The organism is Nocardia sp. NPDC004415, assembly GCF_053602435.1.
The window spans coordinates 1-26,273 of sequence record NZ_JBSGDP010000079.1; the positions used below are offsets into that span (position 1 = coordinate 1).

At 68.6% G+C, this 26,273-nt stretch carries 29 protein-coding genes, 1 tRNA gene and 1 pseudogene; 17 read left to right on the top strand and 14 right to left on the bottom strand.

Annotated features, from left to right (window positions below; genetic code table 11):
- From ACWEMY_RS26495 to ACWEMY_RS26505, 3 genes and pseudogenes are all read left to right on the top strand, one after another.
- Positions 1 to 493, top strand: a pseudogene (locus tag ACWEMY_RS26495) (Fe-S oxidoreductase); the annotation flags it as partial.
- A 123-nt stretch (positions 494 to 616) separates the two neighbouring features.
- Entirely contained in the window at positions 617 to 1,306 is a 690-nt protein-coding gene (locus ACWEMY_RS26500; protein WP_452392208.1) for a helix-turn-helix domain-containing protein, read from the top strand.
- 121 nt (positions 1,307 to 1,427) lie between these two features.
- Positions 1,428 to 2,084: a hypothetical protein gene (locus ACWEMY_RS26505; RefSeq protein ID WP_452392209.1), complete on the top strand. Its 657-nt coding sequence runs from the start codon at positions 1,428 to 1,430 to the stop codon at positions 2,082 to 2,084.
- A gap of 17 nt (positions 2,085 to 2,101) precedes the next feature.
- Here the strand turns inward: ACWEMY_RS26505 and ACWEMY_RS26510 are convergent, their stop codons facing one another.
- Positions 2,102 to 2,626, bottom strand: coding sequence for a YdcF family protein (locus tag ACWEMY_RS26510; protein WP_452392210.1), 525 nt, complete (start codon positions 2,624 to 2,626; stop codon positions 2,102 to 2,104).
- A gap of 195 nt (positions 2,627 to 2,821) precedes the next feature.
- Between ACWEMY_RS26510 and ACWEMY_RS26515 the strand changes: the two genes are divergently transcribed.
- Both ACWEMY_RS26515 and ACWEMY_RS26520 read left to right on the top strand, forming a co-directional pair.
- Positions 2,822 to 4,144 (top strand): UDP-glucose dehydrogenase family protein, encoded by a 1,323-nt coding sequence (locus tag ACWEMY_RS26515; RefSeq protein ID WP_452392211.1) that lies wholly within the window; start codon positions 2,822 to 2,824, stop codon positions 4,142 to 4,144.
- Positions 4,145 to 4,337: 193 nt separating this feature from the next.
- Positions 4,338 to 5,579, top strand: a complete 1,242-nt coding sequence (locus tag ACWEMY_RS26520; protein ID WP_452392212.1) for an Hsp70 family protein — start codon at positions 4,338 to 4,340, stop codon at positions 5,577 to 5,579.
- 4 nt (positions 5,580 to 5,583) lie between these two features.
- On the opposite strand, the gene ACWEMY_RS26525 is transcribed toward ACWEMY_RS26520, so the two are convergent.
- On the bottom strand, positions 5,584 to 6,858 hold the full coding sequence (locus tag ACWEMY_RS26525) for a YibE/F family protein (RefSeq protein ID WP_375931356.1): 1,275 nt from the start codon (positions 6,856 to 6,858) through the stop codon (positions 5,584 to 5,586).
- On the opposite strand from ACWEMY_RS26525, the gene ACWEMY_RS26530 reads away from it, so the two are divergent.
- Positions 6,832 to 7,512, top strand: coding sequence for a hypothetical protein (locus tag ACWEMY_RS26530; protein WP_452392213.1), 681 nt, complete (start codon positions 6,832 to 6,834; stop codon positions 7,510 to 7,512). The genes ACWEMY_RS26525 and ACWEMY_RS26530 overlap by 27 nt on opposite strands.
- Positions 7,513 to 7,854: 342 nt before the next feature.
- Here the strand turns inward: ACWEMY_RS26530 and ACWEMY_RS26535 are convergent, their stop codons facing one another.
- Positions 7,855 to 9,102: a pyridoxal phosphate-dependent aminotransferase gene (locus tag ACWEMY_RS26535; protein WP_375931361.1), complete on the bottom strand. Its 1,248-nt coding sequence runs from the start codon at positions 9,100 to 9,102 to the stop codon at positions 7,855 to 7,857.
- A 90-nt stretch (positions 9,103 to 9,192) separates the two neighbouring features.
- Positions 9,193 to 10,503 (bottom strand): helix-turn-helix domain-containing protein, encoded by a 1,311-nt coding sequence (locus ACWEMY_RS26540; RefSeq protein WP_452392214.1) that lies wholly within the window; start codon positions 10,501 to 10,503, stop codon positions 9,193 to 9,195.
- 149 nt (positions 10,504 to 10,652) lie between these two features.
- Here ACWEMY_RS26540 and ACWEMY_RS26545 point away from each other — a divergent pair, with 149 nt between their 5' ends.
- Positions 10,653 to 11,159: a hypothetical protein gene (locus ACWEMY_RS26545; RefSeq protein WP_452392215.1), complete on the top strand. Its 507-nt coding sequence runs from the start codon at positions 10,653 to 10,655 to the stop codon at positions 11,157 to 11,159.
- On the opposite strand, the gene dcd is transcribed toward ACWEMY_RS26545, so the two are convergent.
- From dcd to ACWEMY_RS26560, 3 genes are all read right to left on the bottom strand, one after another.
- Entirely contained in the window at positions 11,078 to 11,677 is a 600-nt protein-coding gene (gene dcd / locus ACWEMY_RS26550) for a dCTP deaminase (RefSeq protein WP_375931369.1), read from the bottom strand. The two genes, ACWEMY_RS26545 and dcd, sit on opposite strands and share 82 nt — an antisense overlap.
- A 53-nt stretch (positions 11,678 to 11,730) precedes the next feature.
- On the bottom strand, positions 11,731 to 12,162 hold the full coding sequence (locus ACWEMY_RS26555; RefSeq protein WP_452392216.1) for a hypothetical protein: 432 nt from the start codon (positions 12,160 to 12,162) through the stop codon (positions 11,731 to 11,733).
- A 218-nt stretch (positions 12,163 to 12,380) separates the two neighbouring features.
- A complete protein-coding gene (locus tag ACWEMY_RS26560; RefSeq protein ID WP_452392217.1) occupies positions 12,381 to 13,031 on the bottom strand; it encodes a helix-turn-helix domain-containing protein in 651 nt (216 codons plus the stop codon).
- A 26-nt stretch (positions 13,032 to 13,057) separates the two neighbouring features.
- Between ACWEMY_RS26560 and ACWEMY_RS26565 the strand changes: the two genes are divergently transcribed.
- From ACWEMY_RS26565 to ACWEMY_RS26585, 5 genes are all read left to right on the top strand, one after another.
- Positions 13,058 to 13,384: a DoxX family protein gene (locus ACWEMY_RS26565; RefSeq protein ID WP_452392232.1), complete on the top strand. Its 327-nt coding sequence runs from the start codon at positions 13,058 to 13,060 to the stop codon at positions 13,382 to 13,384.
- Positions 13,385 to 13,452: 68 nt separating this feature from the next.
- Positions 13,453 to 13,523, top strand: a tRNA-Gly gene (locus ACWEMY_RS26570).
- Positions 13,524 to 13,802: 279 nt separating this feature from the next.
- On the top strand, positions 13,803 to 14,105 hold the full coding sequence (locus ACWEMY_RS26575) for a hypothetical protein (RefSeq protein WP_452392218.1): 303 nt from the start codon (positions 13,803 to 13,805) through the stop codon (positions 14,103 to 14,105).
- An 11-nt stretch (positions 14,106 to 14,116) separates the two neighbouring features.
- Positions 14,117 to 14,458, top strand: a complete 342-nt coding sequence (locus ACWEMY_RS26580; protein WP_452392219.1) for a hypothetical protein — start codon at positions 14,117 to 14,119, stop codon at positions 14,456 to 14,458.
- A gap of 821 nt (positions 14,459 to 15,279) precedes the next feature.
- Positions 15,280 to 15,810 (top strand): DUF1990 family protein, encoded by a 531-nt coding sequence (locus ACWEMY_RS26585; protein ID WP_452392220.1) that lies wholly within the window; start codon positions 15,280 to 15,282, stop codon positions 15,808 to 15,810.
- A gap of 28 nt (positions 15,811 to 15,838) precedes the next feature.
- Here the strand turns inward: ACWEMY_RS26585 and ACWEMY_RS26590 are convergent, their stop codons facing one another.
- A complete protein-coding gene (locus ACWEMY_RS26590; RefSeq protein WP_452392221.1) occupies positions 15,839 to 16,276 on the bottom strand; it encodes an SRPBCC family protein in 438 nt (145 codons plus the stop codon).
- A 128-nt stretch (positions 16,277 to 16,404) separates the two neighbouring features.
- Between ACWEMY_RS26590 and ACWEMY_RS26595 the strand changes: the two genes are divergently transcribed.
- Positions 16,405 to 17,013: a TetR/AcrR family transcriptional regulator gene (locus ACWEMY_RS26595; RefSeq protein ID WP_452392222.1), complete on the top strand. Its 609-nt coding sequence runs from the start codon at positions 16,405 to 16,407 to the stop codon at positions 17,011 to 17,013.
- Between the two features lie 49 nt (positions 17,014 to 17,062).
- Here the strand turns inward: ACWEMY_RS26595 and ACWEMY_RS26600 are convergent, their stop codons facing one another.
- The 5 genes from ACWEMY_RS26600 to ACWEMY_RS26620 form a co-directional block, all read right to left on the bottom strand.
- Positions 17,063 to 17,560 (bottom strand): flavin reductase family protein, encoded by a 498-nt coding sequence (locus ACWEMY_RS26600; protein ID WP_452392223.1) that lies wholly within the window; start codon positions 17,558 to 17,560, stop codon positions 17,063 to 17,065.
- Positions 17,553 to 18,071, bottom strand: coding sequence for an NAD(P)H-dependent oxidoreductase (locus ACWEMY_RS26605; protein ID WP_452392224.1), 519 nt, complete (start codon positions 18,069 to 18,071; stop codon positions 17,553 to 17,555). The genes ACWEMY_RS26600 and ACWEMY_RS26605 overlap by 8 nt, the downstream gene beginning before the upstream one ends.
- A gap of 30 nt (positions 18,072 to 18,101) precedes the next feature.
- A complete protein-coding gene (locus ACWEMY_RS26610) occupies positions 18,102 to 19,310 on the bottom strand; it encodes an SfnB family sulfur acquisition oxidoreductase (protein ID WP_452392225.1) in 1,209 nt (402 codons plus the stop codon).
- Positions 19,310 to 20,425, bottom strand: coding sequence for a dimethylsulfone monooxygenase SfnG (sfnG, locus tag ACWEMY_RS26615; RefSeq protein ID WP_452392226.1), 1,116 nt, complete (start codon positions 20,423 to 20,425; stop codon positions 19,310 to 19,312). Before sfnG ends, ACWEMY_RS26610 begins: the two co-directional genes overlap by 1 nt.
- A gap of 93 nt (positions 20,426 to 20,518) precedes the next feature.
- The gene (locus ACWEMY_RS26620) at positions 20,519 to 20,833 is read right to left on the bottom strand and encodes a hypothetical protein (RefSeq protein WP_452392227.1); all 315 of its coding nucleotides are present in this window, start codon (positions 20,831 to 20,833) and stop codon (positions 20,519 to 20,521) included.
- A gap of 113 nt (positions 20,834 to 20,946) precedes the next feature.
- On the opposite strand from ACWEMY_RS26620, the gene ACWEMY_RS26625 reads away from it, so the two are divergent.
- The 3 genes from ACWEMY_RS26625 (at position 20,947) to ACWEMY_RS26635 (ending at position 23,783) form a co-directional block, all read left to right on the top strand.
- Positions 20,947 to 21,696: a crotonase/enoyl-CoA hydratase family protein gene (locus ACWEMY_RS26625; RefSeq protein WP_452392228.1), complete on the top strand. Its 750-nt coding sequence runs from the start codon at positions 20,947 to 20,949 to the stop codon at positions 21,694 to 21,696.
- 171 nt (positions 21,697 to 21,867) lie between these two features.
- Entirely contained in the window at positions 21,868 to 22,974 is a 1,107-nt protein-coding gene (locus ACWEMY_RS26630) for a DUF4185 domain-containing protein (protein ID WP_452392229.1), read from the top strand.
- A 65-nt stretch (positions 22,975 to 23,039) separates the two neighbouring features.
- Positions 23,040 to 23,783 (top strand): class I SAM-dependent methyltransferase, encoded by a 744-nt coding sequence (locus ACWEMY_RS26635; RefSeq protein ID WP_452392230.1) that lies wholly within the window; start codon positions 23,040 to 23,042, stop codon positions 23,781 to 23,783.
- A 28-nt stretch (positions 23,784 to 23,811) separates the two neighbouring features.
- Here the strand turns inward: ACWEMY_RS26635 and ACWEMY_RS26640 are convergent, their stop codons facing one another.
- Positions 23,812 to 24,417, bottom strand: a complete 606-nt coding sequence (locus ACWEMY_RS26640; protein ID WP_452392231.1) for an alpha/beta hydrolase family protein — start codon at positions 24,415 to 24,417, stop codon at positions 23,812 to 23,814.
- 232 nt (positions 24,418 to 24,649) lie between these two features.
- On the opposite strand from ACWEMY_RS26640, the gene ACWEMY_RS26645 reads away from it, so the two are divergent.
- On the top strand, positions 24,650 to 26,273 hold a 1,624-nt coding region (locus ACWEMY_RS26645), incomplete at its 3' end, for an acyl-CoA dehydrogenase (RefSeq protein ID WP_452392233.1).

Consider the following 26,273-nt stretch of genomic DNA (forward strand, 5'->3'; position numbering starts at 1 on the left):
CCTGGCCATGAAGTCCGGCTTCAAGCGCCCCGGCCCCAAGGCCCCCGGCGCGAAGGCCCCGGCAGCCCCGGCGGAAACCCCGGCGACCCCCGCCGAGGACACCACCCCAGCCCCGCAGGCTGAAGCTGCCCCGGCAGCCGAAGCCCCCGCGACCCAGGCTTCGGCTCCCACCGAAACCAAGCCGACCGTCGCGGCCAAGGGTCTGGCCATGAAGTCCGGCTTCAAGCGCCCCGGCCCCAAGGCCCCCGGCGCGAAGGCCCCGGCAGCCCCGGCGGAAGCCCCGGCCCCGGCCGAGACAACCCCCGCGGCCCCGGAGCCCACCCCGACCCCCGAACCGGAAGCCCCGGCCCCCCAGGCCGAGACAACCAACGGGAACGGCAACGGCCATAGCAACGGAAACGGCAACGGCACCCCGCCCGTCGCCCCGCCGACCGCCAAGCCCGGCGGCCTCGGCTTCAAATCCGGCGCCAAGGCCCCCGGCCGCAAGAACTGACAACTGAACAACCAGATGAGGCGCGGATTTCCGAATCCGCGCCTCATCTGTTTTCAGCGAACTAGACATACCTGGCTCGCAATCGGGGTTTACACATATAGACGCATAAGCGACTATATGTGTATGGATGCGATGACCGTGGCCGAAGCCGCAACGGCGCTGGGAGTCCGCCCACGTCAAGTGCAGAGGCTGGTTGCAGCAGGCCACCTCACGGTGTCACGAAAGGTCGGGCGCTCTGTTCTCGTCGATACGCGTTCGGTGCTTCGGCGCAAGCGCATGGACTCCCGACAGGGAAGGCCGTGGACGCAGACGAACGCATGGGCGGCGATCGTCATGCTGTCGAATGGTGTGCCCAGATGGATCACCGCCGCCCAGCGAGGTCGGATCACTCATCGCCTGGCCACCGCATCACCGGACGACCTCGCGCAACTGACCAGGAATCGCGCCGACGTGCGTCGCTTCCGCTGCCATCCGTCGCTGCTACCTGAACTGGAACGGGATCTGATCCTCACCGGAGCGAGCGCCTTGTCGGGACCCGATGCCGACTTGTTGGGCCTGACGCCCTCGTACGATTCGGTCGACGGCTACTCCCCGATGGAATCCGTCGCTGAGCTTGTCCGGGCATACGTCCTGACGCCGGACCCTGCCGGACAGGTCACGATACGGGCGGTGGCAGAGGAACGAGCGTTCGTCGGCGGTCGTCTCCCGGCCGCAACGATCGCACTCGACCTCGCCGAGTCGCTGAACACCAGGGAACAAGCGGCGGGCACAGCACAGTTGGCTCGACTTCTCGACATCGCAGGGCGACAGTGAACGCCGCTCGCGCACTGTGGTCTGTCGCCAGCCCCGACGGCGGCTGGGGGCCGCCATGGCCGCAACTCATCGAGATCGCCGAACTGTTCCCGGCGACTGCTGGACATTGGTGGGCGGGCTCATGGTGCAGATCCACGCTGTCCACGCCGGACTACCACCGACTCGAGCGACCGTCGACGTCGACATGGTGCTGCATATCGAAACCGGTGCAACGACCTTCCGGCGCGCTGCCCAAGCGCTCGACCAGCTCGGGTATTCGCTGGTCGTCCCTGGTGACCGCCGCGCTTTCGTACATCGTTTCGAACGCGCTGGCGCGCAGGTGGATGTCATGGTCGCCGACAACCTGGCACCGCGCCACCAGCCCACGGCTGCCGGCCGCCGGGTCTTCGCGATTCCGGCGGGGACGTCCGCGCTGCGTAAGACCGTGAACTGCCGAATCGAACCTGACCAGGGACCACCGGTCACCTTCAGTCTTCCCGACCCGCTGGGTGCTTTGGTATTGAAGGGTGCCGCATACCAGGCTGACGCACGAGACCGAGACCGGCATCTGGAAGACGCCGCGACCCCACTGTGCGGCGTCACCGACCCCGATGCCGACCGGCAACGCATGATCGGAAGTGACCGGAAACGGCTGCAAGCACTCCATACCCGGCTGTCGGATTCCCGTCACGGGTCGTGGCTACAAGTCCCGGCACAGCGACGCCCTGCGGCGATGGACGCCCTGCGCATCCTGATCTCGGAGCCGACCCCCAGGCGGATTCGCAGACTGGGCGAATGACGATTCGGAGACCGCTGTCAGCAGTCGGCGAACCAGGCTTTGACGTAGCCCGCCGACTGGTAGGCGTAGTCCCAGGCCCAGCGGGGTGGGGAGAGGTGGGGTCGCGGGTCGACGAAAAGGAGTTCGCCGGGCCAGCATTCGCCGAGGATGTAGCGGGATCGGGAGATGTGGGGGGTGAAGGTGACCACGATGACGCGGTCCCAGTTGGCGCCGAGGCGGGCGAGTTCGCGGCCTTCGCCGAGGGTGGTGCGGGGGCTGGGGTCGAAGCAGATCACCTCGAAGCTGTAGCCGCCGTGGCAGATCCGGTTGATCATCGCGCTGTGCTCGTAGGGGTTGGAGACCAGTACGCGCGGCGCGTACCCCTCGGCGGCCAGCCGCAGACCGAGTTCCTCGCGGCCGTCGTGGGCGCCGCCGAGGATCAGGATCGCGTCGGCGGGAGCGGGCGCATCGGTGCGCGGCCGCACGTACACCGGCCACAGGGCGACCACGGCGAGCGCCACGACGAGCAGCAACCCGGCCACCACGACTAGGACCCTGCGCACATCCCGATGCTAGTGAGCGGGCTCCGGCACACGACGCAGACACGTCCGCGCGGGCCCCGAAACGAACCACGCACATACATCACCGCAGGTAGAAGCGCCGCGATCGGCACCTGTCGTTCCCTGTACACCAGATGTTGCACCCCCTCTCGCCTGGCTGACGCGGCGTAGCCATGCACAACGCCTACCAACAGAGTCATGCGATGCACAGTCTTCGGAACGGGCTACCTGGGGGCCACGCACGCAGCGTGCATGGCCGATCTGGGGCATGACGTGGTCGGGGTCGACGTCGATCCCGGCAAGGTGGCCAAACTGGCCGATGGAGTGGTGCCGTTCTACGAGCCGGGCCTCGAACAGGTATTGCAACGCAATCTCGCCGCGGGCAGGCTGCGCTTCACCACCGACTACGCCGACGCCGCCGACCACGCCGACGTGCACTTCCTCGGCGTCGGCACCCCGCAGAAGAAGGGCGAGTACGGCGCCGACCTGAAATACGTGCACGCCGTGGTGGATACGCTCGCGCCGCTGCTGCGACGCCCGGCGGTGATCGTCGGCAAGTCGACCGTCCCGGTGGGAACCGCCGCGGCGCTGGGCGTTCGCGCGAGGCAGCAGGCCGACGTCGACGTCGAGGTCGCCTGGAATCCGGAGTTCCTGCGCGAGGGCTTCGCCGTCCAGGACACCCTGCGCCCGGACCGTCTGGTCCTGGGCCTGGACCGCACCCGCGAGCGCGCCGACTGGGTCGAACAGCAGCTCCTCGAGCTCTACGCCGACCTGATCGCCGCCGAGATCCCCTTCCTGCGCACCGACCTGGCCACCGCCGAACTGGTGAAGGTCTCCGCGAACGCCTTTCTCGCGACGAAGATCTCGTTCATCAACGCCGTCTCGGAAGTCTGCGAGGCCACCGGCGCCGATGTGACCATGCTGGCCGACGCGCTCGGCTACGACGCCCGCATCGGCCGCCGGTTCCTCAATGCCGGACTGGGTTTCGGCGGTGGCTGCCTGCCCAAGGACATCCGCGCGTTCATGGCCCGATCCGGGGAGCTCGGCGCCGACCACGCCGTGGCCTTCCTGCGCGAGGTCGACAACATCAACATGCGCCGCCGCACCAAGGTGGTCGACATGGCCGCGCGCGCCTGCGGCGGCTCGCTGCTCGGCGCGAACGTCGCGGTGCTCGGCGCGGCGTTCAAACCGGAGTCCGACGACGTGCGCGACTCCCCCGCGCTGAACGTGGCGGGCATGATCCAGCTGCACGGCGCCGTGGTCACCGTCTACGACCCGAAGGCGGTGGAGAATTCGCGCCGGGTCTTCCCGACCCTGAACTACGCGACCTCCGTCGCCGAGGCGTGCGATCGGGCCGACGTGGTCCTCGTGCTGACCGAGTGGAACGAGTTCACCGCGCTGACGCCGGCCGACCTGGACCCGGTGGTCCGCGCCCGCTCGATCATCGACGGCCGCAACTGCCTGGACCGCGCCACCTGGCGCGATGCCGGGTGGGTGTACGCCGGACTCGGCACCCCGTAGAGTGGCGGTCCAAGCGGGGGCTGCCGGACGTTCGGTCCGAATACGCAGGCTCCGCATGTCGTGCAGTAGGTAGCGAGATGGGCAGCTGATGAGTGCGGTTCTGGGAGTATCGGTGGGGGCCGGCACGGTGCGCCTCGCGTGCCCTCAGCACGGCGGACAGCACACGCCCACGTTCCAGGTCCAGACCTTGACGATGCCCGAGCAGCACGCCGAGGAAGCCGCCGCCGACGCCATCGCCGCCGCACTGGCCGCCGCCCCCGAGATCGGCGCCACCACCATCACTTTCCGCAGTGATCAGCAGGCCAGGGCGATCCGCGCCTCGATGGCGCGCCGCCAGCTCACCAACTACCAGCTGGTGCCCGAAGCCGTCGCCGCCGTGCATTTCGCGCACGCCACCGCCGATATGCGTGAAGTGTCCACGCTGGCCGTCTACGACCTGGGCAGTTCCGGGCTCACGGTGAGCGTGGTGAACGCGCACACCAGCGATGTGTATCAGTGCGAGCGGATCAGCGACATCAGCGGCGACTACCTGGACTCGCTGATCCGCGAGCAGCAGATCGCCTCGGGCCGCATCGCCCACCCCGCCGATCCGGCGGGCCTGGCCGCCCTGGACGCGCTGTGCCGGGCCGCCAAGGAGCAGTTGTCCAACAGCAACGCGGTGGCGCTGCCCAGCGAGCAGGGCCTGGTGCTGCTCACGCAGGAGAACTTCGAAGCGCTGATGATGCTGGCGATCGAGTCGTCGGCGCGGATGACCCGCGATGCCATCATCCGCTCCCAGCATCCCGTGCAGGCGGTGCTGGTGATCGGCGGCGGCGCCCGCATCCCGCTGATCGCGCGGGTGCTCGAGCGCACCATCGGTGTGCCGGTGGTCGTGCCCGCCGAGCCGGAGACCGCGCTGGCCAAGGGCGCGGCGCTGCTGGCCCGGCCCGCGCAGGTCAAGCAGGCGCCCGTCGCGCCCGCGATCATCCCGGTCGACGACGAGACCGACTCCACCCCCGCCTGGCTGACCGCCCCGGCCCGGCGCCGTCCGCTCAGCGCGCTGGCCGGCCGCAGCGGCCAGAACCGCCGCGAGCTCAATGCCGCCGTGCTGACGGTGAGTTCGCTGGTGGTGGTCGCCGCGATCGGTCTCGGCCTCGGCTACGGTCCCGAGGTTCTCGAACGCGGCAACTCCAGCGACGAACCGCAGGCCGTGCCCGCCACCACCGAACCGCGCCCGACCCAGGCCGGTCCGACCACCTCGGCCGCGCCGACCTCCGACGCCGTGCACGCGACGGTCGCGGCCCCGCCCGCGCGTCAGCTCGACGACGAACCCACCGCCCCCGCAGCGCCGTCGGCGGGCCCGAACACCTTCACCGTGGTGCCCGGCCTGCCGCCGGTCGTCCTGCCGACCCTGCCGCCGGTGGTCCTTCCCGGCTTCCCCCCGCCGGGTCAGTAACCGCTCAGTGGCGCGCGTGCCGGGCGCGCTGCGGCGCGACCTCGGCCTGCTTGCCGCCGAACGGGCGGGCCAGCAGCACCGCGATACCGGTGGTCAGCGGCACCGACAGGGCCAGCGCGATACCGCCGACCGCCGAGCGCGCGATCTCGATGGCGACCGCGTCACCGGTGAGCACATCGGTGATCGAGCGTCCCGCCACGCTGAACAGCAGCAGCAGCGGCAGCGCGCCACCGGCGTAGGCGAGCACCAGGGTGTAGACGGTGCTGGCGATGTGGTCGCGCCCCACCCGCATGGCCGCGGTGAACACCTCGCGCCGCGAGGCGCCTTCGTCGAGGGCGGCGAGTTCGAAGGCCGCCGAGGCCTGGGTGATGGTCACGTCGTTGAGCACACCGAGCGAGCCGATGATGAACCCGGCCAGCAGCAGCCCGGTGATGCTGACGTGCTGGATGTAGGTGGCCACATTGGTGTTCTGTTCCTCCGACAACCCCGTGAGATGGGTGATCTCGAGGGTGAGCCAGGACAGCGCGGCCGCCACCAGCATGGACGCGAGCGTCCCGAGTAGCGCCGAACTGGTGCGCAGGTTCACCCCGTGCGCCAGGTACAGCACCACGTAGAGGATCAGCGCGCCCGAGACCAGCGCGACCGGGATGGCCGGTTTGCCGTCGAGCAGCGCGGGCAGCAGGAAGATCACCACCACGCCGAAGGCGAAGCAGAGCCCGACCAGCGCCCGGAAGCCGCGCCAGCGCGCGACGACGCAGATCACCACCACGAAGGCCAGCACGATCAGCGTGAGCGGCAGGCCGCGTGAGTAGTCCTCGAACGCGTACATGGTGGTGCCGCTGGGGTCTTCGGCCCGCACGATCCGGATCTCGTCACCGGCGCGCAGGTCCGGCTGCCCGGGGCCCGGCGCGATCTCGAACAGCGTCTTGCTGCCCTTGTCCGGCCCCGACCGGATCTCGATGATGCTGCGCTGGCACTCGTAGGCGGCGGTCCGCGGCGGCACCGGTGTCTCGGCGAACACCTTGCCCAGCGAGGGGCTGCCGCACGGCCCGATGTCCTGGAGCACCACGGTCCCGGCCTCGGTCTCCACCGCGCCGCCGGACACCGTCTGCATGGGCAGCGGGATCTCCACGTTCTGCGCGCTGGGCCACAGCACCACCGTGGCGATCAGCACGACCACCCCGATGAAGGCCAGTAACCCGACGACGACCTTGGCGGCCGTGGCGCCGATGGCAATCGGCCCGGAATCGTGATGGTGGTGGTGATGATGATCGCTCACCCCGAAAACCTTAAGGGATGTCGTTTTCAACAACCCAGCGATGACACCCCGGTGCGGGCGATGTTGTCGGCGGCACACGTTATTGTTTCGCGAGAGTTGTTCTGGTTGAACCAGACTTGGATCGAACGGGTGGGAATCATCGTGAAACGAAGTGTGTTCGTCGTGGCCGCGGCATCAGCGGCGGTAGTGCTCAGCGGGTGTGACGATACGACGAAGACGGGCTCGGCGCCGACGCCGTCGTCCACGCTGGCCGCGCCGGTCGTGCCGTCGCTGCCGGATCTGCCGCTGCTGAACCGTCAGGCGGGCAACGGCGAGGTCGTCCAGCAGGACGGCCTGACCGGGGCGGGCTCCCTGGATATCGACAACGGCAACGACGTCGACTGCGCCATCGTGGTCACCAACGGCGACCCGAAGTCGCCGCAGGCCACGATCTACGTGCGCGCCAACTCGAAGGCCACGCTGACCGGCATCGAGGGCACGTACTACGTGTACATGAAGTCCGGCGAGGACTGGGACCAGGCCACCCTGTCCTTCACCCGCGACCAGCAGTTCTCGAAGTTCGACGACGCCTTCGACGGTGACTCGGACTGGGAGATCACCCTCCAGAAGTCCATCGGCGGCAACGCCAGCACCAGCGACGTCCCCGCTTTCTGACGCGGACCCGCGAAAACACAGAACTCCCCGCGCCGGTGGCGCGGGGAGTTCTCGTTGGTGGGGGCGGCGGAGAGCAGGGGGATGTCTCCGCCGCCCGCAGGCAGGCGCCCAGGGGGGTAGGCGCGCGTACCTGAGGCTCTCGGTTGTCCAGGGGGGGTAGACAACCGGGCCGGGCGCCGTAGCGCCGAGGACTACTGTACACAAAAGTTGGACTTTTGCACTAGTAAGTCTTCAAAACCTTGAGAATTCCGAACCCGGAGTCTGTTTTGGCTGATCTAACAGGACGTAGACCCCGCCGGAACCCCGGAGAACTCACAGGTCAAGACCCTGACAGGTGAGCTCTCACTGTCGGTAGCTCGACAGGAAGTTGCCGAACCGCTCGATCGCCACCGACAGGTCCCTGGCCCACGGCAGGGTCACGATCCGCAGGTGGTCGGTGTCGGGCCAGTTGAACCCGGTGCCCTGCACCATCAGGATCTTCTCCTGCAGCAGCAGATCCAGCACCAGCTTCGCGTCGTCGTGGATCTCGTGGACGTTCGGATCCAGCCGCGGGAAGGCGTAGAGCGCGCCGCGTGGCTTCACACACGACACACCCGGAATCATGTTCAGCTTCTCGTAGGCCACATCGCGCTGCTCGAGCAGCCTGCCGCCGGGCAGGATCAGATCGTCGATGCTCTGATACCCACCCAGCGCCACTTGAATCGCGTGCTGAGCGGGAACATTGGGACACAGCCGGGTGGAGGCCAGCAGATCGATGCCCTCGAGGAAGCCCGCCGCGTGGTCCTTGGGGCCGGTGATGGCCAGCCAGCCCGAGCGGTACCCGGCCACCCGGTAGGCCTTGGACAGGCCGTTGAAGGTCAGGCACAGCAGGTCGGGGGCCAGCGAGGCCAGCGAGATGTGCTTGGCGTCGTCGTAGAGGATCTTGTCGTAGATCTCATCGGCCAGCAGCAGCAGCCGGTGCTTGCGCGCCAGGTCGACGAGCTGCTGGAGCACCTCCGCCGAGTACACCGCACCCGTCGGGTTGTTCGGGTTGATCACCAGCAGCGCCTTGGTCTTGTCGGTGATCTTGGCTTCGATGTCGGCGACGTCGGGCTGCCAGCCGTTGGTCTCGTCGCACAGGTAGTGCACCGGGGTGCCGCCCGCGAGGCTGGTCATGGCCGTCCACAGCGGGTAGTCCGGCGCGGGGATGAGCACCTCGTCGCCGTTGTCCAGCAGCGCCTGCATGGTGATGGTGATCAGCTCGGAGACGCCGTTGCCCAGGTAGATGTCGTCCACGTCGAGCTCGGGGAAGCCCGGCACCAGCTCGTAGCGGGTGACGATCGCGCGCCGCGCCGACAGGATGCCCTTGGACTCGGAGTAGCCCTGGGCCACCGGCAGCGCCGCGATCATGTCGCGCATGATCACGTCGGGCGCCTCGAAACCGAAGGGCGCCGGGTTGCCGATATTGAGCTTGAGGATGCGGTGTCCCTCGGCCTCGAGCCGTGCCGCGTGCGCGTGTACCGGCCCACGGATCTCGTAGAGCACGTTCTGCAGCTTGGTCGACTGCTCGAGAACGCGCGGCGGCACATGCGGCGATTGACTAGGGGTCACTCGTCCATGGTAAGAGCGCTGCCGCGGCCCCGGGCTCCCGGCCGGGCTCCGGCGCGGTGCGCGCCGTATTCAGCTGTCGCGTCGCCGTGGCTACGGGCGTCGCGGTGGCGCGGCCGTCGCGACGCAGAATTCCTCGATGCGTTCGTCCAGGCCACGCGCCTCGACGGCGTCGCGGTAGGTGGGCGCGGCGATGCGGCGGCGCAGCCCGGTGAGCCGCTCGCCGAGCTGGGCGATCCGGCGGTCCTCGGGCAGGTCGAGGACCGGGCGCAGCGCCGCGGCCGCACCGTCGATGCTGCCGTTGACCAGGTGGGCGGCGGCGTTGTCGACCCGGGCCAGCGATTCGGCCCCGTAGGAACGTTGCAGCGGCGGCCCGCTGGTATAGAGACCGATGGCCCGTTCGGTGGCCGCCAGGGCCTGCTCGGCGCGGCCGAGCTGGATGCAGGTGGCACCGGCGTAGTAGGCGGCCTTGGCCGGGCCGAACCCGAACACCCCGCCGATCTCGTCGTGCAGTTCGTCGCGCCGGTCACTGACGGCCGACTCGGCCGCGCGCAGGCAGCGATCGGAATCGGTGTCGCTGCCCAGCCGCGCCCACACCCTGGCCTCGATATTGAGCAGCCGGACCCGCGCCAGTCCCGGCGCGGCGAATTCCTGCCCGCTCCTGGCCAATTGGACCGCGTTGCGCGGCCGGTCCGACCAGTTCTCGATCAGCGCGTGCATCCCGCGGGTCCACGCACGCAACCCGTTGTGCCCGCTCAGTTCCGCGTAAGCCCATGCGGCCCTGATCTGTTCGCCCGCCGCGTCGAGATAGCCGAGGTCGGTGCTCGCGTTCGCCAACAGTCCCGACAGGGTGCCCGCCAGTAAATACAGATGACTGGTGTCGACCGGCTTCTGCTGCCCGTCGAGTAGTCGGTACACCCGCCGCCGCACCCGCAGCATCTCCATCATCATGGGTGCCGGTGCGGCATGGACGTATTCGTTGGCGATGCGGCGCACGTCGGCATCGAGCTGGGCCAACGTGGTCGCACCGACATTGGTGCTCTCCGCGGCAGCCGCGTGCTCGCTGGCCTCGTGCGCAGCCGCCATGATCAACTCCTTCTCCGACATCACTTCGGGCACAGCACCTTTGACCGCACCGGCGTCGACGAAGGCGAGCAGGTCGGCGTCGGCGCCCGCGGGCGCCAGCAGGGTCGAGAAACGTGCGCGCACAACGTCGTCGGAACGAGCCAGCGACGTGTCCAGCGCTGCCTGGTTCACCGGCCGTGGCCGCACCCGCGACCCGCCGGCCTCCCATTTGGACACCAGGCGTTCGTGCACGCCGAGATGAGCTGCGAACTCCCGGATGCTCATTCGCTTCGCATCGCGGAGAGCTCGAGCCTCTCTGCCTGTCCACTCCCCTACCACGGCGTCACCTCATTTGACGGACAACTTTCTCCAGAGTACGAGCGAGACAGTGAGACACGCCACAAGTTCACGGAATCGTTTGCCTGAGGCAGTGAAAGGGCGGTGCGGGGCAGTGGTCGCGCGCGGGCCCGCGCGCGCATGCTGGAAGCGTGGAAGCCAGGACTGTCGATGACTGGGTGAGCTGCTACCAGCGCGAATTCGGGCTACCCGTGCGCGAGCGTGGCGGCTTCGTGATGTTGCCGATCACCGACCGGCTCTGCGTGGTGCATCTGCCCACCGCGCGCGCCGAGAAGGTGTTCGCGGTGCTGCGTGAGCAGCGCAAGGAGGGCGCGGTGCTCGCGCGCCAGATCCGCTGGAGCCTGCTGGCCGAACCGGATGCCAGGCCCACCCCCGAGGTGGCCGCCGAACTGTCCGGTGTCGATATCGACATCCCCGGTATCGGCAGCGCGGTCATGCTGCCGACCAGCCTGGGCCGGTGGAGCCGCGAGGGCTGTCACTGGGTGCGCCCACCCACCCGCGACGATATGGCGCCGCCGCTGTCGCTGGTGCTGCGGATCGCGCTGGAAGTCGGCCCTCAGCGGGTCTCGACGGCGCTGACCGAGGCGTCGGGCAGGGGGAAGTTGAGGTACGAGCGCGACGGCGTCGGCCCGCGCTGACCCTGGTATTTCGACCCGGCCGCTGCGCTGCCGTAGGGGTGCTCGGCCGGGCTGCTCAGCCGGATCAGGCACAGCTGCCCGATCTTCATCCCCGGCCACAGCGTGATCGGCAGGTTCGCCACGTTCGACAGCTCCAGGGTGATGTGCCCGCTGAACCCCGGGTCGATGAACCCCGCCGTCGAATGCGTGAGCAGCCCGAGCCGCCCCAGGCTCGACTTGCCCTCCAGCCGTCCGGCCAGGTCGTCGGGCAGGGTGCACACCTCGAGCGTGGACCCGAGCACGAACTCGCCCGGGTGCAGCACGAACGGCTCGCCCGGCTTCGGCTCGACCAGGCTGGTCAGCTCGTCCTGCTGCAGTGCCGGATCGATATGGGTGTAGCGACTGTTGTCGAACACCCGGAACAGCCCGTCGAGGCGCACGTCGATGCTCGACGGCTGGACCATCGACTCGAGCATCGGTTCCACGCCGAGCCGCCCCGCGGCGATCTCGGCCCTGATGTCACGATCGGAGAGCAGCACCGGCCCAGTGTAGGCAGCCCGATCCCGCAGGTAGCCCCACCCCCCGAGCCCGGCTACCCGCCGGCGGTCGTGGTCGGTGCGGGCGCCGAGCTCTCCGGGTCGTCACCGCCGCCGTGGTTGGGATTGGTGCAGATCGTCCCCTCACACGGCACCCACGTCCCGTCCCCGTTCGGATTCGGCATCATGCTCGTCGGCGTCGGGTCCCCGCCACCGTGGTTGGGGTTCGTACAGATCGTCCCCTCACATGGCACCCACGTCCCGTCCCCGTTCGGATTCGGCATCATGCTCTGCGTCGGCTGCGGCGTGTGCTGATGGCCCGGTTCGCCGTGCCCTTCGTCGTGGTCGTCCATGGTGGTCGTCACCGCGGCGGTCGTGGTCTTGCTGGTGGTCGTGGTGGTGCCGGTATCCGACCCGGAGTCGTCCGAACACCCCGCCCCCACAACAGCCAGCGCCGCGATCACCGAAACGAACAGAACCCGCTTCATCCAGTCAGCCTTTCCTCACCCGGCCGACGACCCAGCAGACACCGAGCCGACCACGCGAACCGGAAACCTGTCACGCCACCCACAGGCGGCCCTACCGAGCACGCGCACCACCACGTCGATCGATGAGTGCGGGACCCGCTTTCGCACTGTAAAGCGCACTCGCCGTTTCACCCGGCCGCACGCGCCGCGCGACCGGCACCGATCCCCGACGCGCCCGCTCAGCGCACTATCGACGACGGCGTCCGACCCACCAGCTCACGCGCCGTCCTCGCGAGATGCGCTTGATCCGCGAACTCCGCGCCAGCGGCCGCCGCGGCGACCGTGCCGGTGGGCAGGGCAAGAGCGGCCTGTCGTAGGCGCTCCCACCGACGCAGCCGGGCGAGTGGCACCCCCACCTGTGCCCGCACCAGATTCCGCAACCGCGGCGCCGACAACCCCACCGAATCAGCGAGCCCGGCCAGCGACGACGCCGCGCCCAACCGCTCGACCGCCCGCACCACCCGTTCATCGACCCCCTCGGCCGCACCGCACTGTCGCACCACCTCGGTCCGCAACGCCGTCAGATCGGGGTCGTCGGCGAGATCGGCGCCCATCGCGAGCGCGGCGAGCAACCGACGCTTGTCGCCCGTCGACAGCACGAGCGGCTCCCGGCGCGCAGCCAGCAGATGCGCATCGATCGACACCCGCACGAACCCACCCGGCACCCGGCACGCATGCGGCCACTGCGGCGGAACGAGCATCGCGCCCGCGAGGCACCGTCGCCGCATCCCGAGGAACTCGACCCCCGAAGCGCCGATCGGCAGGATCAGCTTCCACGCCGGATGCCGATGCGCCGCAACCATTCCCGCACCCGTCCCGGCGACGAGCACCGTCGACGCGCCACCTCACCCTGACCATCCTCACCGCCCTGTTCACCGGAACCGGCTGCTGGATGAACTACACGCACCACCCGATCCCGGTCGCCGCCGCCGACCAGATCGGCATCCCCCACTCCTGGATGCTCCCCCTGGGCACCCTCCTCGGCGCCGCCACCCTCGGCCTACTCGCCGGCCTGGCCATCCCACCCCTCGGCACAGCCACCGCCACCGCCCTCGTCCTCTACTTCCTCGGCGCCATCCTCGCCCACCTGCGAGTCCACAACCACGCCCTGGCCGCCCCCACAGCCTCCCTGACCCTCTCCACAGCCACCCTCACCACCACGATCCTCTACCACCACACCTGACCGACCCGAAGAATTGACCAGCACACGAGCCGGTCTGATAGAGTCGCGATCGCGCTCGATGAACGCACGCCGATGTAGTTCAATGGTAGAACTTCTGCTTCCCAAGCAGACAGCGCGGGTTCGATTCCCGTCATCGGCTCAAAAGCGAAACCCCCCAGGTCATCCGGGGGGTTTCGTTGTTTCCGCTGGTCGGTCCGGTCAGTGTTCGATCCGTCGCCGTGCCACGTACGTGCCACTCAGGCACTGCAACGGCCTTCCCGATACTCCGTCGCCATTCGCGACAGATCGTCGGCAATACGGCGCTCCGCGTCATCGGTGGCCCTGGTAGATCCAGCGCCGCTCGCATGTCGTCGTGGCCCGTCCGCGCCATCGGGTCCTTGGTGGACATCCCCGACTTCGAGGCCCAGAGGTTTCCGGCGTGCCGCAGGTCGTGGAAGTGGATACCAGCGAGCCCTACCGAGGCCACGACGTTCTTCCACTTCACAATCTGGGTGAAGTTCGACCGGCGCAGCGGATTCCCCCGGCGTGGTTGTTCCAGCCGATCTCGTCCCAGCTCATCGGCCAGAATCGTGTCCGCGGCCGCGTGTGGGTTCGCCTGCCCGGCCGGGGAAAGCACCGGTCGCAAGGGATCGATCCTCGCCGACCAGGAAACCCTGCCCGGCGAATTGCTGAGCAGAAACCGCAGATTCCTTCGGCGGTGATTGTCGGTCTGATGACATAGCGTTCCAGCACGTGAACAACCTGTTTCGATTCACCTTCCGCGTCTGGGAGCCGCTCACAGCGCAACAGGCCAACCTCGTACTACCTGCGGTCCGTGCGTTCCTGGAACAGGAAGGGCTGGAGCCGAACCACGGAGAGCTGACGCCCACGGACGATGGGCGGTGGACCATGCACGGATCGACAGACGACCTCGACTACGACGCGTTCATGGCACGCTACGCGGGGAGAGGGTTTGTGCGCTGGCAGGAGTCAGTGGACGCTGCAGTTGGACGGCTAGTGACAGAAGCGAATCCAGCGGCACGGGCTTCATGCGCCTGGTTCTATTCAGATGACGAGGACTTCTACGACGAGTGATGTGGGCACGACATCTGCCGCCTCCGGTGCCCAGCTGTCGTCGCCGGGATCAGAATGTCCGCCCTATGCCGGGACTGCGCGGTGAGGTCGCCGGTATCGCGACCGGTGGCCGCGTGGCCCTGGCCTGGGTTGGCCTGCATTGTGTTCGTGCGCCACTCGCGCGTCAAGGGCAGGCCCTACGGGGCAGGCGGGTAGCCAGCCCCCTCCCTGCGCAGACCAACCCAGACCAGGGCCAATGCCGGTCACCAGAACGCGCGATAAGCGGCACACGCGGCCGTTCGTCAGCCATGCACAAACATCCCCGTGAGGGGCTAGCCCACGAAGCGTTCTCCAATGCGATCTGCCAGCACCGGCACACAGTCGCTGAGCCGCCGAAAGATGTTGAAAGGGCGTTCCAGTCGCCGCAGCGATTGCCTGGCCCTGCATCAGGTACTTTTCGCCTACGGCGTAGTCACAATATGCCATTCCGCAGGTCACAGATCGGTTCCTCGTGCAGCCACGTGGAGAGCCGAGCCAGTCTCCTGCCGAATGCCTGCCCTGTCTCGCCGCGAACTCGGTGATTCGGCATAAGCGGACGTTCGGCCGCAAGCAACTCGCCTGAAGATGCTCACCGGGCGTGCCCCGTTCGTGCCCCGAGGCAGGGTAAATCTGGGCACCTCACGCGCAACTGCTGTCCCAGGTCAGAACGCTATTCCTATACGTCCGCCTGCTCCCCAAGCAGACAGCGCGTTCGATTCCCGTCATCGGCTCATACGGAAAGCCCCCAGATAGATTCTCTGGGGGCTTTCGACGTTTCGGGCACTCCGATTAGTGTCGGACCGGTGCCCGACAGTCCGCCACTCACCTACACCAGGCCCGGGGTTACCGCGCCCGCCGAAGGCGACTGGACCGCCGTCCTCCCCGGGTATCGGCGGTTCAGTGTCACGGTGCCACTCGGCCGCGGCGAGGAATTGTGGCAGCGGGTCAGGGTCGATGTGCTGGATTGGGAGATCAAGCAGCGCAGTGGTTTTCGGGTCGATGCCGCAGATGGTTCGGGATCGGTTGCCGCGCGGGAAGGTGGGCGGTATCGGATCGTCGCGCGTGTCGGGCCACTGCGCGTCGTCGAACCCGCGCTCGTCGTCGCCATGGTCGATACTCCCGACCGCTGCGGATTCGCCTACGGCACCCTGGTCGGGCATCCGGTTTCCGGTGAGGAGGCGTTCATCGTGCACCGTGATTCCGATGGCGGAGTCCATCTGACGCTTCGGTCCGTGACCGCGGCGGCACCACATGGGCTGTGGCGGAAGGCTTTTCCGGTCCTGCTGCTCGCTCAGCGCTGGTACCGCCGCCGATACCTGCGCGCCTTGCGCTGACGCTCTTCGCGCCGGGGAACGGCGACGATCAGTCGCGGAAGACTCGCTCGCTGATCGCGTGGAGCAGCTTCACGTACCAACTCCAGCGGGCCGGCCTGGCGACGGTGCCGGTGAGATCACGCTCGGCCTTGTCGAGGCTGTCCTCGAGACAGGCGTCATGGAGCCAGCGGAACGCCAGCGGCCAGGTGAGGCGGGCGGGGCCGGTGGGCTGGATGGCCAGGGTGTGCCGGAGGGCGATGGTGCCGTCGGGGCCGGGGTGGACGGTGAACTCGTGGAAGCCGTCGAAACCGCGTGGGCCGGTGAAACCGAACCGGACCCACTCGCCGGGCACGTAGTGCTGCACCGTGTACCGCACCGGCCCGTGGCCGCCGACCGCGCCCACGCCGAGTGGCCGGTCGAACTCCATCGGCGGCCACTCCCCGGTCGGCCACAGCCGGTCGTCGGGCCCGGCGAGCGAGTCGATCAACGCCCCCGCTTCCGCCGCGGAAACCGGCAACCACCTCGTATGAACGTTGACGACACCCATCGACCGACTCCTCCGGCATATTTTAGAGACAACCCTCTAAAACAGAATTAGAGCATAATCTCCAATTCATGGGAAGACCTGCCAAGCACGACAGAGATCAACTCCTCGACGCGGCCGCCACTCTGGTCGCGGGATCGGGCCCGGCCGCGGCCACCATGTCGGCGGTCGCCAAAGCGGTCGGCGCCCCGAGCGGCTCGGTCTACCACCGCTTCCCCGACCGCGCCTCGCTCCTGTCGGCCCTGTGGCTACGCAGCCTGACCCGCTTCCACACGGGGCTGCACGAGGTCCTCCACGAGGAGCCACCGCGAGCAGCCGCCCGCGCGGCCGCCGCCTACGCGGTCACCTGGTCCCGCGACAACCTCACCGACGCCGCCGTCCTCCTGGCAGGCGCCAGAGAACTGGGCGAACACGACTGGCCCCCCACCGCCCGCGAGGCAACCGACCAGACCAACACCGCGATCATGACCGCCATCACCGACCTGGCCCACCGCCTCGGCGCCCGATCCCCCACCGAGATCGACCGGGTTGTCCTGGCCATAGTCGACATCCCCTACACCCTGGTCCGCCGCCACCTCCGCACCGAAGGCACCATCCCCACCCACGCCCCCGAACTCGCCGCGGAAGCCGCCGAAGCCCTACTCCCACCGCTGCTCGCCGACGATCACACCAGCCGATAGGCGTACCACCGCGGCCCTCCGCCCCCGGAGGGGCGGAGTTCACTCTCGATCAGCCCGTGTGCAGCGTGCGGAATTTGCTCGCGTGGAAGACCAGCGGATCGACATCCTCGCGTGCCGCGACGCGGTGCACACGCAGGATGACCACGATGTGATCGCCTGCGGGAACGTGGGTTTCGGGCACGCCCTCGATCCAGGCGGTGGCACCGTCGATGAAGACCGCCTCGCCGGTGCCGCGGTGCAGGTCCGTCTCGCGGAAGCGGTCGCCGTTTCGGGCGCCGAGGGCCTTGGCGGCGGCCTGCTGGTCGGTGCCGAGCAGGCTCAGGCCGAGGTGGCCCGCGCCGGCCAGTTTGGGCCACGTCGACGACGAGTTCTGCACGCAGAACGAGACCAGGGGCGGGTCGAGGGAGACGGGCACGAAGGTGCTCACCGCCAGTCCGTGGGGGGTGCCGTCGATGTCGGCGCACACCGCGACCACTCCGCTGGGAAAGTTGGCGAAGGCGCGGCGCAGGCCGTTGCCGTCGGCGGGAAAGTCCAAGAGCTCACGCATGATTCGTCGCTTCCACGGGTAGATCGGTGAGGGCGGCGACGACCGGTGCCCAGCGCTGCGCGTAGGACTCGATGACGCCGTCCTCGGCGTAGGTGCGGTCGGCGAGGTAGAGGCCGGGCAGCGCGGCGATCCCGCCGATCTCCACCAGCACCGGCTTGAGCAGCAGGTCGGGTGCGAGGGCGTGGGCGGGGCCCGCGCCGAGCATCACCGGCACGGTGACCACGCCCGCCAGCCCGGTGCCGCCATCGAACTGTTCGAGGAACAGCTTGAGCAGCCCGGTGTAGGTGGCCTTGAAGGTCGGGCTGGCGAAGACCACCAGCTCCGAACCGGCGACGGTGCCCGCGGCGGCGGCCACTGCGGGATCACCCCAGCCCAGCAGCCCGGGCCCGAGCGTGACCAGGTCGATGACCTGCGGTTCCACGCCCGGTCGCAGCGCCTGCGCGACCCGCACGGCGGCATCGAGGGTGCGCGAGGCCGGCTTCGGATTTCCGACGACGACGGTGACTGTCACAGGAATGTCCTTCTCTCGATTCGGTGCTGCTCAGATGACGCCGTGCAGCGGCGGCGGCCGATCGTGCAGCACGGCCCGTCCGATGTGCTGGTACTTCCAGCGCACCGGATCGTGCAGGGTGTGGGTGCGCGCGTTGCGCCAGAAGTGGTCGAGGCGGTGTGTGGCCGCGGCACTGCGCGTCCCACCCACCTCGAAGACGGCCGCGGACACCTCGTTGGCGGCGCGATCGGCGAGAACCTTGGCGGTGGCGACCACGATCGAAGCCTGACCGACGGCTGCCTCGACACGCACGGCCTCATCCACGGCAGCGCCCGCGACCGTCAGCGTCGCCTCCGCGGCCGCCACCGCCACGCCCAGTTCCCCGAAGCGTTGCACGACCAGCGGGTCGTCGACAGCTCGCGTCACCTCGGCCTCGAACCACGGACGCGCCTGCGTCCGAACGAATTCCGCCGCCGCCTCGAGCGCACCACGCGCGATGCCCGCATCGATGGCCGCGTGCAGCAACTGCGCGAAGGCGCCGTATCCGGTCGGCACAGCCACCGCGGCCGCGCGCGCGACCAGGAACGCGGGGTCGACACCGACCGACTCGAACGCGACGGTCCCGCTCCCGGTCGTGCGCTGCCCCAACGCATCCCAGTCGTCGACGATGCGCACACCGGGCTGCGCGGCGGCCACGAAGGCCACGTACTCCCCCGGCGCCAAACCCGAAACACCCTGCGGATCATCGAGTCTGGTCAGCACGGCCAGCAGATCGGCGAACAGCGAACCGGTGCAATAGAACTTCGTCCCGTCGATGACGAACCGCCCCTCGACCGGCCGCAGCACGGTCCCGATCTCGGCGACCGTCGCGCCACCTCGCTCGGACTGCGCGTTGGCGATCCGCGCACCGGCCAGTACCCGCGTGAAGATCTCGTGCCGCAGCGCGGGAGATCCCGCCAGCCGCAACAGATTCAGATACACGAAGTGGCTGTGCGGGATCTGGGCGATATTCGGATCGGCCCCCGCGAGAATCCGCACCACCTCGGCCACCACGCTGGGCGCCAGCTCGGCCCCACCGAACGCGGCGGGCACCGTGATCGCCAGCAGCCCGCTCGCCGAGAGCCGGTCCAGCTCCTGGTGCGGCAGCCTGCGCGCGTGATCACGCTCGGCCGCGCCCTGGCGGAACTCCTCGGCCAGTTCGGTGGCGATGGCCAATGCCTGTGCGGCCGTGGTGATCCGCTCGGCGGTCACCACCGTCATCAGCGGCCCGCGGCGACCGGGGTCGCCGCGGCCTCCAGCTCACGCACGAGCGGCAGCACCTTGGCCCCGAAGTACTCGATCTCCTCCTGGAAGTGCAGGAAACCGGCCAGGATCAGGTCGACGCCGAGCGCCCGGTAGGCCACGATGCGTTCGGCGATCTGCTCGGGTGTGCCGATCAGGCCGGTGCGGAAACCGTCGTTGTACTGGACCAGATCCTCGAAGGTCGAGTCGGCCCACATCCCCTTGCGGTCGGCCGTCGACGCGCCCGCCTGCTGCACGGCACTCCGGAACCCTTCCACCGCGGGCTTGTTCGCCTTGTCGACGATCTCGCGCAGGGTGTCGCGGGCTTCCTTCTCGGTGTCGCGGGCGATGATGAAGCCGTTGAGCCCGAACTTCACCTCGCGGTCGTTGGCCCTGGCCACCTCGCGCAGGTCGTCGAGTTGCTCGGTGACGCCGTCGAAGTCCTTGCCGTTGGAGAAGTACCAGTCGGCGTAGCGGCCACCGTTGCGACGCGCGGCCGAGGAGTTACCCCCTTGGAACAGTTCGGGATTCGGCCGTTCGGCGGTGTTCAGCGGCTTGGGCTTGAGCGTGAAGTCGCGGATGCGGTAGAAGTCGCCGCCGTAGTTCACCGCGTCCTCGGTCCAGATCTTGCGGATCACCTCGAGGAACTCGGCGCTGCGCCGGTAGCGCTCGTCGTGTTCGAGCCACGGCTCACCGAGGGCCTGGAACTCCCCGGCGAACCAGCCGGAGACCACATTGATGGCGAACCGGCCACCGGAGAGGTGGTCGGCGGTGGCGCCGAACTTGGCCAGCACCGCCGGATGCCACAGGCCCGGGTGCACGGCGGCGATCACCTTGAGCCGCTCGGTCGCCCCGAGCAGCGCCAGGCTGAACGAGGTCGACTCGTGCTGGAACTCCGCCCCGTAGGAGGCGGTGTAGCGCACCTGGGACAGCGCGTAGTCGAAGCCGTTGCGCTCCGCGGTCTGCGCCAGTTTCTTGTTGTACTCGAAGTCCCAGCTGGTGCGCTGCTCGATATCGCTGGTCACCAGGCCACCACTGACATTGGGGACCCAGTAGGCGAACGAGAGCTGGTCGGCGATTCTCTCCGTGGTCATGGCGGCTCCTCCTCGTCGTGGGCGTTACCAGTGCAACACCGGCGCCATGGCCCGACGAGGGTTTGAATCGGCGCGATCGATACGCGCGCGGATTCAGCCGCCCAACTGCACGCAGTCCGCGGCGATCTTGGACTGGGCCGCGCTGACCTTGGCGGTGTCGTCTTCGCTGAGCAGCTCGGCCGGGTCACCGGCCTGCTCGTCGGAGACCATCACCCGCAGCCCGTCCTGCGACATCCCGGACTCGAGGAAGACCTCCGCCGCGCAGTCGGCCAGCGCCGGATTCTTCAACCCCTTGTCCTGCAACGACTTCGACAGCTCCGCCTGGGTCACCGCCGGAGCATCGTCGCTTCCGCACGCTGCCAGCAGCGGCATCGCGAGCAATGCCGCGGCGACAATACAGATCCGCACTCTCGGGTCCTCTCGATCCACGCGCATCGGCCAATGCGCGGTGCAGGTGGATCATGCCGCACCGTCGCCCCGAGTGCCAGACCGCACAACTGACTCGCTAGTAAGATAGCGCCATGGGAGACCACATCGACGTGCGCTTCGACAGCGAGCGCGCATATATCGCCTTGAACCGGCCCAGCAAACACAACGGGCTCACGCTGGAAATGCTGCGCGACCTCGTGGCGGCGGCGCGAGAAGTCGCCCGGCACAAAGAAATCCGGGCGGTCGTCGTCACCGGAAACGGCCCGAGTTTCTGCAGCGGACTCGACATCGCCGCGGCCACCCGCAATCCATTGGCAATCGTCACCGAATTCCTGCCCCGCCCGTTACGCGGCACCAATACCTTCCAGGAAGCCTGCTGGGCCTGGCGCCGACTGGATGTTCCGGTGATCGCCGCGGTGCACGGCCGCTGCTACGGCGGCGGCCTGCAACTCGCCCTGGCCGCCGACTTCCGCATCGCGACCCCCGACGCCGAGTTTACTGTGATGGAGGGCGTACACGGCCTGATTCCGGACATGTCGGGCACGGCCACATTGTCGCAGCTCATCGGCATCGACCAGGCCATGCTGCTGACCATGACCGCCGACCCCGTCGACGCCGCCTACGCCCACCGCGTCGGCCTGGTCACCGAGCTCGCCGACGACCCGCTCGCCGCCGCCGAGGCGCTCGCCGACCGGATCGCCGCCCGCGATCAGCGCGCCGTGGCCGCCGCCAAACGCCTCTTCGACCGCTCCTGGCAACGGAATTCCCGCGCCGCCTTCGCCGCCGAACGCGCGGCACAGCTGCCATTGTTGCTGCGTAAGGCACTTCCGCGCAGCGACTGACAAGCTACCGCCGATTTCTCGAGCTCGACTTACAAAGTCGATGTACCCCACATTCCGCTGATCGCCTGTTAGCATCGCTGCGATTCGCCAACCAGTCGAAAAGTGGTACGCGGCACAGGCATGCTCGCGGCGTGCCGGGATTTCGGCGCGACCCGGAGGCTGTCGACGATCGTGATCAAGACCGGTTCCATCCTGCTGTCGGCGCTCGCGGGCGCGACAGTCCTGCTGGTGAGCGGGGCGACTCCCGCCGTGGCGAACCCCAACGCGATCAACCCGATCCCGGTGCTCAACGGCACCCACGGCCTGCCCGTCCTGCACGGACGCACCCAGGCCGTGTTCCAGGTGACCGGCATGGCCAGCCCCAACAACACCCAGAACTACAACGTGCTCGGCACCGACCTGGGCATCATGTGGGACAACGGCCGCGGCGAGATGCTCACCGCTTTCGGCGACACCGCGGGCATCGGGTTCCCCAACCTGCTCGCGGGCAGCACCTGGGCGTGGCGCTCCAACATCCTGGTGCGCAGCCGCAGCCAGAACCCGGCCAACGGCGTGTACTTCGACAGCGTGGTGCGCGATGTCGTCGGCCAGGCGCGCGACCTGATCCCCAGCCCGAAGATCCCGTTCCTGGAGATCAGCCGCATCCCCACCGCGGGCATCTCGGCCAACGGCGTGCAGTACCTGTCGATGATGTCGGTGAAGACCTGGGACGCCCCCGGCGAGTGGACCACCAGCTTCTCCGGCCTGGCCGCCTCCGCCGACAACGGCGAGACCTGGGCCGATCTCGGCCACACCCGCCGCCCCGACGAGGGCGGCAACGCCAACTTCCAGATGAACGCCTTCCTCAAGGACGGCGGTTTCGTCTACGAGTACGGCACCCGCTCGGGCCGCAACAACGACGCCTTCCTCGCCCGCGTGCCCGAGGCCGAGATCGAGAACCTCGCCGCCTACGAGTACTGGGACGGCGGCGGCTGGAAGCTCAACGACGTGAACGCCGCGGCCCCGATCATGGGCGGCGTCGGCGAGCTGTCGGTGATGTACAACGAGTACCTCGGCCAGTTCGTCTCGCTGACCACCGATCCGTTCAACTCCGTGGTCATGCGCCGCGCGTCCTCCCCGCAGGGCCCGTGGAGCGCGCCGGAGGTCCTCATCGACGCCCGCGAACTCCCCACCGCCTACGCCCCGTCGATCTTCCCGTACCAAACCGGCCGCGACCTCTACTTCATGACGACCATCCACTCCCAGTACAACGTCGTCTTGATGCGCACCCAGCTCTGAGAATCCCCGGCACCTGGCACCATGGTGTCGCAAGCACATGGGTAACTCACCGGGGACGGGCTGACATGACAACAGAGCAACCGCCGGCCGCATCGCCTGCCGGTGACGGGCCCGAGTCCGGCCAGAAGTCGCGGGGAGGTGGACCAGCGGAGTGGGACGCGCGTTATTCGCGCAGTGAATTGGTGTGGGGCGCACCGCCGAACAGCGTGGTCGTCGAGCACGTCTACGGCCTCGACCGGCGCGTCCCCCTGCTTCCCGACGAACCCGACGGCACCGCGCCGGAACTGCCCCGCGCCCTCGACCTGGCCTGCGGCGAGGGCAGGCACGCGCTGTGGCTGGCCACGCACGGCTGGCAGGTCACCGCGGTCGACTTCTCCCAGGTCGGCATCGACAAGGGTCGCACCGTGGCCGCCCGGCTCTCGCGCTCGGTCCGCAACCGCGTGCACTGGCAGACCGCCGACATCACCGAACTCGCCGCCGCGGGCATCACCGGCCCGTTCGAGCTGGTCCTGATGGTCTTCGTCCACCTGCCCGCCGACCAGCGCGGCGCCCTGCTACGCGAACTCGCAGGCATGCTGTCCCCCGGCGGCATGCTGCTGGTCCTCGGCCACGACACCCGCAATCTCACCGACGGATACGGCGGCCCCCAGGACCCGGCCATCCTGTTCACCCCCGAGGACATCCGCGCCGAACTCGACCGCGACGACGTCACCATCCGCATCGCCGACACGGTCCTGCGCCCCACCGAGGGCCCCGACGCCATCGACGCGCTGGTCGTCGCCGAGCGTCCGCTCCCCGGTCAGGAGTGAATTCGCGGCCGCCATCAGCGCGTGGTGATCAGTCGTCCAGGTGTGCCCAGCGGGCGAACCACGGGGTGACGGCGGCGGCGATGGTCTCGAAGCCGGTGCGGAACGAGTGGGGCTGCTTGGGGATGACCACCAGGTCGGCGACATCGGCGGGTTCGGGGATGCCGAACGGATCACTGCCCCCGTTGACGACCACGACCTCGATCTCCCCGGGCGCGAGCAGCTCGTCGCGGCGGCTCTTCTCCGGTTTCCCCGGCGGATGCAGCGGGAACGACAGCGCGATCACCCCGCGCGCCCCGGCCGCCACCGCGGTCCGGCACGCCACCCGGGCCCCGTTGCTGCGACCCCCCTGAACCAGCGGCAAACCCGGGTAGCGCGCCCGCAAGGCCGCCACGAGCTCGAGCCACGCCTCGTCCTGCTTGTCGGCGTTCCCCGGCGCTCGGCGGCCCGCCGCGCGATAGGGCTGCACCACCCGCGCCACCACCCCACCGGCTTCGAGTGCCGAATCCCTTACCGCCAGAATGTCTTTCGCGTCGACGCCGCCACCGGCCCCGTGGGTGAGCAGCAGCAGGAAGGCCGGGACGCCCGGTTCGTCGAGCTCGATCTCGGCCTGGCCCACTGAGGTCTCGATGCGCACACCTCACCGTAGCCGCACGCACACTGCGAGCAATCCCGCCACAGCCAGGCGTGTTTCTCCGGTCACATTGCCGCCCACCCCTTTGCCGTGGGCATTACCCGGCGGTAATATGGTGCATAAGTTACCCGCGAGTAGCATGCGGAAAACCGGAAGGCTACCCGGTGGACGTCACCACGGGCGGGAACGGCGCACAACCGACCGCACCAGAACTCAACGGAGAGTGAGTACTCACATGGGCCACTACAAGGCAAACGTTCGCGACCTCGAGTTCAACCTCTTCGAGGTTCTCGGCATCGACAAGCTCCTGGACGCGGGCACCTTCGGTGATCTCGACACCGACACCGTGAAGGAGATGCTCTCCGAGGTCCGCCGCCTGGCCGAGGGCCCGCTGGCCGAGTCGTTCGCCGACGCGGACCGCAACCCGCCCACCTTCGACCCGAACACCCACACGGTCACCCTGCCCGAGTCCTTCAAGAAGTCCTACAAGGCGCTCGAGGACGGCGAGTGGGCCAAGGTCGGCGTCGTCGAGGAGCTCGGTGGCCTCAACGCCCCGTCCGCCATCACCTGGGCCCTGTCGGAGATGGTGCTCGGCGCCAACCCGCCCATCCAGATGTACGCCGCGGGCGCCGGCTTCGCCCAGGTGTTCTTCAACAACGGCACCGAGGAGCAGAAGGGCTGGGCCGCCAAGATCGCCCAGCGCAACTGGGGTGCCACCATGGTGCTGACCGAGCCCGACGCGGGCTCCGACGTCGGCGCGGGCCGCACCAAGGCGATCAAGCAGGAAGACGGCACCTGGCACATCGAGGGCGTCAAGCGCTTCATCACCTCGGGTGACTCCGACGACCTGTTCGAGAACATCATGCACCTGGTGCTGGCCCGCCCCGAGGGCGCCGGTCCGGGTACCAAGGGCCTGTCGCTGTTCTACGTCCCGAAGACCCACTTCGACTTCGAGACCGAGACCTTCGGCGACCGCAACGGTGTGTTCGTCACCAACGTCGAGCACAAGATGGGCATCAAGGCCTCGGCCACCTGTGAGGTCACCTTCGGCGGCCACGGCGTGCCCGCCAAGGGCTGGCTGGTCGGCGAGGTGCACAACGGCATCGCGCAGATGTTCGACGTCATCGAGAACGCTCGCATGATGGTGGGCACCAAGGCCATCGCGACCCTGTCGACCGGTTACCTGAACGCGCTGGAGTACGCCAAGACCCGCGTCCAGGGTGCCGACCTGACCCAGATGACCGACAAGACCGCGCCGCGCGTCACCATCACCCACCACCCCGACGTGCGTCGTTCGCTGGCCACCCAGAAGGCGTACGCCGAGGGCCTGCGCGCGATCTACCTCTACACCGCCGCGCACCAGAACCCGGAGATCGCCGAGGCCGTCTCCGGTGCGGACAAGGACGTCGCGTTCCGCGTGAACGATCTGCTGCTGCCGATCGTCAAGGGTGTCGGTTCCGAGCGCGCCTACCAGTACCTGACCGATTCGCTGCAGACCTTCGGTGGCTCCGGCTTCCTGCAGGACTACCCGATCGAGCAGTACATCCGCGACGCCAAGATCGACTCCCTCTACGAGGGCACCACCGCCATCCAGGCGCAGGACTTCTTCTTCCGCAAGATCGCCCGCGACCGCGGTGTGGCCCTGGCCCACGTGGCAGGCCAGATCCAGAAGTTCATCGACGCCGAGGGCGCCAACGAGCGCATCAAGGGTGAGCGCAAGCTGCTCGCCACCGCGCTCGAGGACGTGCAGACCATGGCCGCCACCCTGACCGGCCACCTGATGGGCGCCCAGGAGCAGCCGACCGAGCTGTACAAGGTCGGCCTGGGTTCGGTCCGCTTCCTGATGGCGGTCGGCGACC